Here is a 3124-nt window from a genome sequence, read left to right on the forward strand (position 1 = left end):
CTCGAAGTTTGGGCTATTTAGAAAAACTATTCTTCAACAACTTCTGCTTCAGCATATGTATCTGCATAGTGCCAAGTAGCTTTCATTGTTTTTTTAGCATAAACATTTACATATACAGCGGCAGCTTTCTGCTCAATTCTTTTTGTGGTTGGATAAAGGTCTTCTTTTGGAATTGTTATAGGGTCAACAGCTGTTTTCGCTGTTGCAAGGGAAGCTTTCTCAACTTTTCCTTTATAAATTCTTACAACATAATCCTCGTTATCCTTGCCGTTCACATCAACAGTAAGAACATATTTTCCATCAACTTCGCAGTCAGAAAGGGTGATAGACGAATCCCCAAGTTTTAGATATTCGGTTTCTACTGCTGGATTATCAGAAAGTTTTGTTCCAAAATTGTCTGCCTGAATATCAGTTACATTTGTGTAATGCGATACATAAGGCTTGGCAACACCTTTTGTAGCAAGGTTAAAACCTACGATACAAAGAGTTCGAGCATCTTTAGTCGCGCGGCTAGGATTAGATTCCAAGTCAAAAATGTAGCCTATTGAGCCTTCTCCTGTGGAATCCTTGTCAAGAGTAATCTGACAAAGCCCTCCAAGATGCTTGTTAAATGTAGAATGATATGCGCGGTACATTCCATCGTCTTCATTGGTAAAACTGATTGAGTAATCGTTATTACTACCAGTAATAGCTTCTTTTTCATCGTCATCATCTTCTGCCGCGCACGACACAAAACCAAACACAAGCGCAGCCATCACTGCGCTACCAAAAAGGACGTTAAAACAACACTCTATTTTTAGGCTCCAAAGTTCTATGATAGAAATTCTATGCCAAAATCGGCAGGAGGAAATTTATGAACTACGGATATATCCGCGTGAGCACGGACAGGCAGACGGTTGAAAACCAGCGCTTTGAGATTTCAAGATGGTGCGAGGCAAACAGAATCAGAATAGACGGCTGGATTGAAGAGACAATCAGCGGAACAAAAAGCTACACAAAACGGCGGCTCGGCGAGCTTCTTTCAAAAATCAGCGAGGACGACACGATAATCTGCGCGGAGCTTTCAAGGCTTGGGCGAAATCTGTTTATGATTATGGAAATTCTGAACATCTGCATTACCAAAAAATGCAGTCTTAGGACAATAAAGGAGAATTTCACGCTGGACAACGGAATTCAGTCAAAAGTGCTGGCGTTCGCGTTCGGGCTTTCTGCGGAAATCGAAAGAAACCTGATAAGCCAGAGGACAAAGGAAGCTCTAGCCGCAAGAAAGGCCTCCGGAAAACATCTGGGGCGCAAGAAAGGAATACGCGGGGAGTTAAACAAAAAGTGCGAATCGCAAAGCCTAAAAATCGACAGTCTTTTGAAAAACGGAACTTCAAAGCAGAAAATCGCGCGTGAAGTCGGAGTCTCGGCAGGCACCCTCTACCGCTACCTTGCCTATACAGGCAGATTCAAGCCTGAAAAACGCAGAGGCGAAAAGTGGAAAAACGGAATCTATCAGTGAATTATATTGTTTTTTCGAATGTAACAACGCTTTTAATTCTGAACAGGATTCTTTGCCTGAAACTTCCGGCACGGACAAAAGCCGTAAATTATGGAAGATATTCAACAGCAGGCATGCAGTTGCCGCAATCTAGACTACACGGTGACACCTTACAATACTAGCAAGTGTCGCAATATAGCTTATGCGGCGACACCTGACAATGCTAGCAGGTGTCGCAATATAGCTTATGCGTCGGCTACTGACAATGTTAGCAGGTGTCGCAATATAGCTTATGCGGCAACACCTTGACAATGCTAGCAATTGTCATAATCTAGACAATGTGACAGCCTCGTAGTCTTCTCTAAAAATCAGTCAGCTAAGTTTATTGAACAAAAATTTAGAATGGCGCATTTTGTTTAAAAATTGCCGCATAAAGGATTTCTTGAAAATAAATAAAAAGGCTCAAGATTATTTCAACGTTTATTGACTAAAAAAATCTTTGCTTTATAATCCATTATATAATTCTTATATTGGCTGTAATTTTGAAAAAGTTGCGTTAGAATATAAGAAAATAAAAAGCCTTGCAAAAGGCGGTTTCAAGGAGATTAAATATGAAACTTTCAAAGGTCCTTTTTGGTAGCGCAGTGATGGCTGCGCTTATGTTTGGTTTTGTGTCGTGCAAAGAAGAGGAAGATGAACTTGGTATTATCGAAAAAGTTTCAGAAGATGGATTTACAAATGACGGCTCTTCTGCATATTATGCGCGCGGTTATGTCTCTACTGCGACAAAGCATCTTGCAGCAGATTGTGAGATTTCTATCGATACATCAAAATCTGATGGAGCATATACGATGGGATACATCTTTAATCAGATTGGAAAGGGAACTACAGAAAAACCTTACTCATTTGTTTGTGTTGGAGTAAAATACGGAACTACAAATAGTAATACTACAAAGAGACCTCTTTATTTCATTTCATATTACAAAAATGTTCTTTCGTCTGATTTTACAACAGATGCTGGCGATTTTGATGTGAGCGAAGCAGAAGCTGTTAGCTGGTCAAGAACAACAGGAAAGACTGTCGTAGCAAACTCTGCAAAAGAATGTTCTGTTGTTGACGGCTGGACTGATATTCCGACGGGTTCATATACATATTCCGATGGAATTTTGAAAGTTTATATTGACCTTGCAGTTCTTTCAGGAGATTCTGAGATTACTACGGTTGCAGATGCAAAAGAAAATACTGTTACAGAGATTACTGATGATGATGGCTCAAAAGTAAAGAAAATCGCTGATGGAGCTTATAAAATAACATTGAAAGCCTCGTCAAGTTCATCAGCTGGAACTTCCAAAGTTATTTCAAAGGCATCGGGTACTGATTTTTCTGATTTTGCAGTTCAGGAAGCAAAACTTGGCAGATATGCTATGGTTTCAAAAAATGCAACTTTGAAGGGAACATGGAATTTCCCTAAAGATTCATATCTGAAGTCTGCTGTTTCTGCTGATGGTTCTACCAAAATTGTTTGGGAAAATGAAATAGACAACGTAAGATAAAAACTTCTAACTCCACCCTTCCGCTTTGGAAGAGAAAAGGATTGAAAGGGAAAGAGAAACCTTTTTAAGGTGTCGCTTTCCCTTTTTT

The 3124-nt window shown here is 39.7% G+C and carries 3 protein-coding genes; 2 read left to right on the forward strand and 1 reads right to left on the reverse strand.

What is annotated here, in order from left to right:
• Positions 1-26 precede the first annotated feature (26 nt).
• A complete protein-coding gene (locus B3Y13_RS05995; RefSeq protein ID WP_296668717.1) occupies positions 27-755 on the reverse strand; it encodes a hypothetical protein in 729 nt (242 codons plus the stop codon).
• Positions 756-853: 98 nt separating this feature from the next.
• Between B3Y13_RS05995 and B3Y13_RS06000 the strand changes: the two genes are divergently transcribed.
• A complete protein-coding gene (locus B3Y13_RS06000; protein WP_296668715.1) occupies positions 854-1504 on the forward strand; it encodes a master DNA invertase Mpi family serine-type recombinase in 651 nt (216 codons plus the stop codon).
• Between the two features lie 590 nt (positions 1505-2094).
• Positions 2095-3036, forward strand: a complete 942-nt coding sequence (locus B3Y13_RS06005; RefSeq protein ID WP_296668713.1) for a hypothetical protein — start codon at positions 2095-2097, stop codon at positions 3034-3036.
• The last annotated feature ends 88 nt before the right edge of the window (positions 3037-3124 follow it).

The organism is Treponema sp. UBA7567, assembly GCF_002476655.1.
Lineage (GTDB): Bacteria > Spirochaetota > Spirochaetia > Treponematales > Treponemataceae > Treponema_D.